A 6,000-nucleotide genomic window follows, 5' to 3' on the forward strand; every position below is an offset into this window, starting at 1 on the left:
ATGCCGTCATGAGCCACACGATTCCCGACCCTGCCGCCGCGCCCGCGCGCAGCCCGAACGCCCCCCGCTTCCTGCTGTTCCTGATCTGCCTGTTCGCGTCCGCCGGGCAGCTCGCGATCGACATCTACGTGCCCGCGCTGCCCGCGATGGCGCGCTACTTTGCCACGTCGCCGCAGGCGATCCAGTCGAGCGTATCCGGCTACATGGCCGCCTACGCATTCGGCCAGCTCGTGTTCGGGCCGATCGCCGACGCCTATGGCCGCAAACGCGTGCTGGCTTTCGGGCTGGTGGTCTATACGATCGGCTGCCTGCTGTCGCTCGGCGCGCAGAACCTGGAAACGTTTCTGCTGGCCCGCTGCCTGCAGGGCTTCGGCATCGCGACCACCAACCTGATGGCGAAGGCCATCATCACCGATTCGTTCACCGGCCAGGCGCTGTTGCATGCGTTCACCTACATGTCGATCGCATGGGGGCTCGCGCCGATCGTCGCGCCCGTGATCGGCGCCCATCTGCAGACGTGGTTCGGCTGGCAGGCGTGCCTCGTGTTCCTGCTCGTCTATTCGCTGCTGATGTGGGCAGTGCTGTGGCGCTATCGCGAGACCTTGCCACGGCCGGTGCGGCTCGAACCGCGCACGCTGATCGCGAACACGGGCAAGGTGCTGTCGAGCCCCGTGTTCCAGAGTTGCTTCCTCGCGCAGGGGCTGTGCTACAGCATCCTGCTCGTGTTCAACATCGTCGGGCCGTTCATGGTGCAGAACACGCTGCACAAGCCGCCGACCTATTTCGGCTATCTCGCGCTCGGCATCGGGATGATGTATTTCCTCGGCGGCCTGTCGAACCGCGTGCATGGCCCGCGCCTGCCGTCCCCGGAGCGTCGGCTGCACATCGGCGTGCGCGTGATGGCGGCCGCGGCGATCGCGATGCTCGTGCTCGCGCTGACGGTCGGCCTGCGGGTCTGGACGCTCGCCGCGCCGGTGCTCGTGATGGGCTTCTGCGCCGGTGCGATGTATCCGACGCTGATGGCCAAGGGCAATTCGCTGTTCCCGCACATCGCGGGCCTGACGAGCGCGATCCTCGGCTGTGCGCTGCTGCTCGTGTCGTCGGCGATGATGGGGCTCGCGGGCTTCGTGTCGGTGCATGTGCTGACGCCGCTCGCGGTGTTCTTCGTGATTCTTGCGGTCACGGTGGTCGTGATGGTGACGAAGCTGCTGCGGCATCTTGCGCAGCAGGAGCAGGCGGGTGGTGTAGCGGCGCGTGGGAACCGTGAGGCAGCGTGAGTTGCATGGGCGGCACTGGGGACGTATGTGCGCCCCGCTCTGCGATAATGCGCGCGCTTATTCAATAGTCGCGTCGGCCCCGAATGCGATCAACTGGCAGCCGCACGCGCACCGATGACCGTGCAGGGCGACAGGAACGCCATTGTCGAGAATCATGTCCGATCCTTCTATGATGGGGTTCACGCCGTGCCCTTCGATCGGACACGACACCAGATCGCCGCGACGGGCAGCTTTGCGCCCCATCACGTCCATCGTGTCGGAGCCCGTGATGATGGAGCCGCCGTGGGTGGTTGGGTCGCCGATGCATGCAATTGAAGTCACGGGTTTGCTCCGGGAAAATTCACATTTTTAGGCCACGTATTTCAGGTCTCAGCGAGTGGCTGTTGCGCTGATCTCGATGCTGCAGAGCACCGAATTTGCCGACGTCCGAAAGCAATGGGAATATCCACATTGTTGCGAGAGCGGCGCTTTCTTACCGAGGGTTTATCAATTTTCAGCCCGCTTCCGTCGGCGCTTAAAGCTCCGCGTACAACCTATTCCCACTCTGTATTCGAGCGAGACCTGTCAACGCATGCGCCCGAGGCCACTTCAAAGTCTCTCATTCCTGCTCTACGGCACAATACACGGAAGTACGAAAATCAGAACTGCCTTTTGACGTGCTGAGGAATACCCTAAACGTTCCAATTTTCTCGTCCAAGCCTTGGTCGAGATAGCCAGGGTTGTACTTGACCGAGCGCACATACGCAATCGAATCCCCTTGCGACGCATCATTGAATCGACTCACGAAAGGCCCCGCACGCTCGTATCCCGTCAGCGCCCGATCAAGTTTTGCCTTGACGTCTTCAATATTTCCCTTGACGTCGATCGCCAAGCTGGATCCGGCGGGATAAGCGTTTTTCAGCAACACGACCGACTCCACCGAGAAGCCCCATAGCGTCACCCCCGGCTTCACACCGAATATCACCTCTGCGCCGTCTGCGATAGCCTGCCCGGCCCCGACCACCTTGCGAAGCTGTTGCAACTTCGAAAGATCCGCGTTGCCATCGGGCTTATAGAATTTATCCGGCATGCTCGCAGTGCACAGTGTCTTGTCTGCCAGCCAACTCAGCTCTTCCGATTGCGCAACATTGAATACAAATAGCGCCGACAGACCAGCAATCATTGAAGCCACTCTTACTTTCATAAAAACCCCACAAATAAAATAATCAATCCCCGATGGAGATGCTCCATTCCAAGAAGAACTTGACCAGTTATCCTTGATACGCGACAGTTGCCCCGCCACATTGAAGCGATATCGCTTCCCATCTGAACTGCTCGACCTCGGTCAGATTAGCGGGACAAGAAATCTGCACCTGCATCCTTGATGTCTTCGTCGGAACTATCCAGAGCACGCTTCGCAAATTTAATCATCAACCCTCGATCCAACTCACAACACAACTCTAGCAAGCAGCAATATTCTTCATAACCCCCATTAACCAGCATCTCATCAACTTCCGCCTCGATATTTTCCATCACCCAATCGCGCGGCAGCCCAATATCAAATTTCTGCACTCTTCCGTGAAACCATTTACATAACTTGACATTGCGATCAGCTGCTTAAAAAAATGACTCCCCCTGACTCAGGATAGCTCGACACCAAATCGATGGCCACAGTCCTTTCCTCAGGCACGAAAAAGGCTCCCTGAACAAAGGCAACAGCAGATGGCTTTTTTACAAACCCATCTCTCAATTTCACGCATCTCTGAAAAGCCTCTTTAAGATCTTTCCACGATCCACTTTCTTTATCTTTCATAGCTACTTTTTCCCAGCCTTAATTCAAGAAAGATTTTTGAATTTCTCGACAAATGTCTATCCCGACATTCGCTTAGACGGACAAACTGTATGGTGAGTTGCGGCATGCGATCCGCCAACATCCTTGCCATCCGCAACAACCTCTATCCCATCTGGGAGTTCCGATCCAGCTGGAAGCTTGTGATAGGTGCCACTGATAGGTGCCTTCTTGACATCACCGAATGTCGACGCTCCTCCTTCAGTAGTCGGCCCCACCATTCCAGCTGCGTCGGCAATCAAGTCTGCGTTTTGTCCCGGTTTTGTGTTAACGCCCTGGATTCTAGGTTCGCGCGGACCACTGGCATTACCAAATGCATATAAGTCGCATGTTGTCTTAGCCAAGCCCAGCGGATCAATCCACCCGACCGGGTTCGGCGCGTACTGGAACGCGTTCAACCCTCCCGCCAACCCGATCGGGTCTTTCGATATGAATCGCCCCGAACTGGGATCGTAATACCGACACCGGTTGTAATGCAGCCCCGTCTAGTTGCCGCTACCCATGGCCTTACGGTCGCCAAAATCTCCCGCACCGACGCAGTTCACTCTCCGCGTCGGAGCGGTATGGCTTGTCGACCGACGTACTCTCGGGCCTTGCGGAGCAAGGCACTCCGACATTCCTAGGCATTTCGCACTAGCAGGCGTGCCGCGGAACCGTACCTGTATCAACGATGACCGCCGAGCGGCATTGCACACTGCCCGATTTCACGATGCGTATCTCCTGCCAACACGCGTTGCTTGACGCAGAGATCACTATCCGTTCAACTCCGGTAGAGGCAAACCTCTCCTCTCCAACACAAGCATTGCCTTATCTAAAAATTTCAATGGCAAGTTCGTCTTTGCCCCATAAAGATCGACAATTCCAACCTCCACCACACTATCAACCAAATTTTCAAACTCGCTCAAATCATCGCCGGACATCATAGACCTGAGACTCACCGGAATTGGATCGCCCCTCCCATTTAGATCAAGCAATGCTCCTTTTGCGTCCCATTCCGCCAAGCTTTTCCCGGAAGCTATCGAATCAAGATGATCCAATAGTTCGCTTATGGCTGGATGCGAAATCCCCATTAACTCACAGTAGCGCCGAAGACAGGAAGACGCGTAAAGCTGCTTATCTTCTGAAGAGCAGCCGGCTAATTTTACAAGAAGCTCATCCCTATTCATGATGACCACACCGTCGAACTAGATTCATATCTAATTTTCTAAGTAAAGGATTACACACAGAACACGGGACCTTGTCTATCCCATGAACTCCACTTGTACTATTTCTCCCGCGAACATTAGCAACAGAGATCGTTGCCCCGGTTAAATTAATACCTTTATTCCTAGCCCTGGATATTGCGTTCACTTCAGCGCATTGAGCATCAAATTCATTCGGTGGAATATCCTTTAACGCGCCCTGAACCTCGGGGTTAGTGATGCCCCCTTGATTGCGCCCAACTACAATACGCCCGTCTTTGGAAACAATCACTGCGACCGTGTTTGGCCGCTGTGACGCCGGCAAGCTTTGCGCCTTGTCCGCGAGCCTGCCTGCAAGTGTGCCACTCAGTCCCAAAGGATCAATCCACTGCACCGGGCTTACAGCGTACTGGTAGACATTTAGTCCGCCTTCAACCCCAATCGGGTCTTTGCTGACGTAGCGCCCCGACGTCGGATCGTAGTACCTGTGCCGGTTATAGTGCAGCCCCGTCTCGTCATCATGGTACTGCCCCTGGAACCGGATCGGATTCCCGGCTTCATGGCGTTCCGGCTGCGCCTGCCAGACGGTTTTCTCCCCGCCCCACGCCTTGTACCGCCCGAGCCACACCACCTTCCCCGACTCATCCAGCAGTTCCTGCGGCGTCCCCAGATGATCGTTCTGGTAAAACAGCGTCGCGTGCCGCGTCTTCGCCGGCACCTGTACGAACCGGCCATCCGTCCCCGTCGCGATGAACGCCGCTTCCACCAGCGTCTCGTCCAGCCGCGCCAGCGGCACGAATGTGCCGGGCTCATGCAGGTAGAGCGACGCCCCTTGCCACTGATGCCGCTCGCTGAGCGTATGCATGCGCTGCGCCACCGGCAGCGCGTCCTCATCGTCCGGATCCTCGCGCACGATCCGGACCGGGCGGTAGGCCAGCGGCTCGCGTTCGCCCGGCTGAAGCGGCGGCAGGTGGAAGCGCTCCTCCATCAACAGCACGTCGCCGTCCCACGCGAACACCGTCCGGTCAATGCTGCCGTCCGGCCGCCCGACCTCCTTCAGCGTGCGCCGCCCGAACGCGTCATAGGCGAAGCTCACCCGCAATTCAGGCCGCACCGTACCCGGGATGGACGTGGTGCCGTCCTGCGTCCGCTCGATCCGGTCGATCTCGTTCGCCGCCGGCGGTTTCGCGTAGCGATCGGCACGCTTGAGCCGGTTCGCCACATCGTATGCGTACAGCCACGTCACGCCGCCCGGCTCGGTCTTGCGGATCAGGTTGCCGTGCGCATCGTGCTCGTAGCGCGTGCGGTTCAACTCCTTCAGCACATTGCCCACGCACTTCGGCAGCGCCTTCTCCCACGCGTTCAGCCGGCCCGCTTCGTCCGCCATCCGCGTGCGCCGCGCGATCTGCTCGGGCGTCATCCGCTCGCCCGGGTGCGCGTCCTGCCACGCCCGATCCTGCGCGATGATCCGCTGGTGCCGCCGGCTCATCTCGTCGAGCGTTTCCTCGGTCGGGCGCGGCGTGATCTTCTCCGGATCGACCGGATTGCCCGCCGGATCGAACGCAAAGACTTCCTTCAGATCGGGCGTAACCGCCTTCAGCAACCGCCCCACCGGGTCGTACGTGTAATCGGTTGCCCCGCGCGCACGATCCTCGATGCGCGTCAGGCGTCCCGCCGCGTCGTACCGGTACTGCCGCGCGGCGAGCCAGTCCGT

The 6,000-nt window shown here is 58.5% G+C and carries 7 protein-coding genes and 1 pseudogene; 1 reads left to right on the forward strand and 7 read right to left on the reverse strand.

The window, feature by feature from the left end; all coding sequences use genetic code 11:
* The first annotated feature begins 8 nt into the window (after positions 1–8).
* A complete protein-coding gene (locus HWY45_RS30835; RefSeq protein ID WP_059881008.1) occupies positions 9–1,277 on the forward strand; it encodes a multidrug effflux MFS transporter in 1,269 nt (422 codons plus the stop codon).
* A gap of 57 nt (positions 1,278–1,334) precedes the next feature.
* Here HWY45_RS30835 and HWY45_RS30840 read toward each other — a convergent pair whose 3' ends face one another.
* The 7 genes and pseudogenes from HWY45_RS30840 to HWY45_RS30870 form a co-directional block, all read right to left on the reverse strand.
* On the reverse strand, positions 1,335–1,598 hold the full coding sequence (locus tag HWY45_RS30840; protein WP_059566676.1) for a PAAR domain-containing protein: 264 nt from the start codon (positions 1,596–1,598) through the stop codon (positions 1,335–1,337).
* Positions 1,599–1,875: 277 nt separating this feature from the next.
* Positions 1,876–2,439, reverse strand: coding sequence for a hypothetical protein (locus HWY45_RS30845; RefSeq protein ID WP_059881010.1), 564 nt, complete (start codon positions 2,437–2,439; stop codon positions 1,876–1,878).
* Between the two features lie 167 nt (positions 2,440–2,606).
* Entirely contained in the window at positions 2,607–2,828 is a 222-nt protein-coding gene (locus HWY45_RS30850) for a hypothetical protein (protein ID WP_150998675.1), read from the reverse strand.
* 37 nt (positions 2,829–2,865) lie between these two features.
* Positions 2,866–3,069: a hypothetical protein gene (locus HWY45_RS30855; protein ID WP_150998672.1), complete on the reverse strand. Its 204-nt coding sequence runs from the start codon at positions 3,067–3,069 to the stop codon at positions 2,866–2,868.
* A gap of 368 nt (positions 3,070–3,437) precedes the next feature.
* Positions 3,438–3,590, reverse strand: a pseudogene (locus tag HWY45_RS30860) (RHS repeat-associated core domain-containing protein); the annotation flags it as partial.
* Positions 3,591–3,857: 267 nt separating this feature from the next.
* Positions 3,858–4,271: a hypothetical protein gene (locus tag HWY45_RS30865; RefSeq protein WP_081068425.1), complete on the reverse strand. Its 414-nt coding sequence runs from the start codon at positions 4,269–4,271 to the stop codon at positions 3,858–3,860.
* Positions 4,264–6,000, reverse strand: a 1,737-nt coding sequence (locus HWY45_RS30870) for an RHS repeat-associated core domain-containing protein (RefSeq protein WP_176118419.1), incomplete at its 5' end; no start/stop codon positions are given. The genes HWY45_RS30865 and HWY45_RS30870, both read right to left, overlap by 8 nt.

The organism is Burkholderia stagnalis, assembly GCF_902830275.1.
Taxonomy (GTDB): domain Bacteria; phylum Pseudomonadota; class Gammaproteobacteria; order Burkholderiales; family Burkholderiaceae; genus Burkholderia; species Burkholderia stagnalis.

What these genes read in the sequence shown, in the direction of transcription:
- HWY45_RS30855 (WP_150998672.1), bottom strand. Translation starts at nt 3,069, where the DNA reads ATGAAAGATAAAGAAAGTGGATCGTGGAAAGATCTTAAAGAGGCTTTT.
- HWY45_RS30845 (WP_059881010.1), bottom strand. Translation starts at nt 2,439, where the DNA reads ATGATTGCTGGTCTGTCGGCGCTATTTGTATTCAATGTTGCGCAATCG.
- HWY45_RS30835 (WP_059881008.1), top strand. Translation starts at nt 9, where the DNA reads ATGAGCCACACGATTCCCGACCCTGCCGCCGCGCCCGCGCGCAGCCCG.
- HWY45_RS30865 (WP_081068425.1), bottom strand. Translation starts at nt 4,271, where the DNA reads ATGAATAGGGATGAGCTTCTTGTAAAATTAGCCGGCTGCTCTTCAGAA.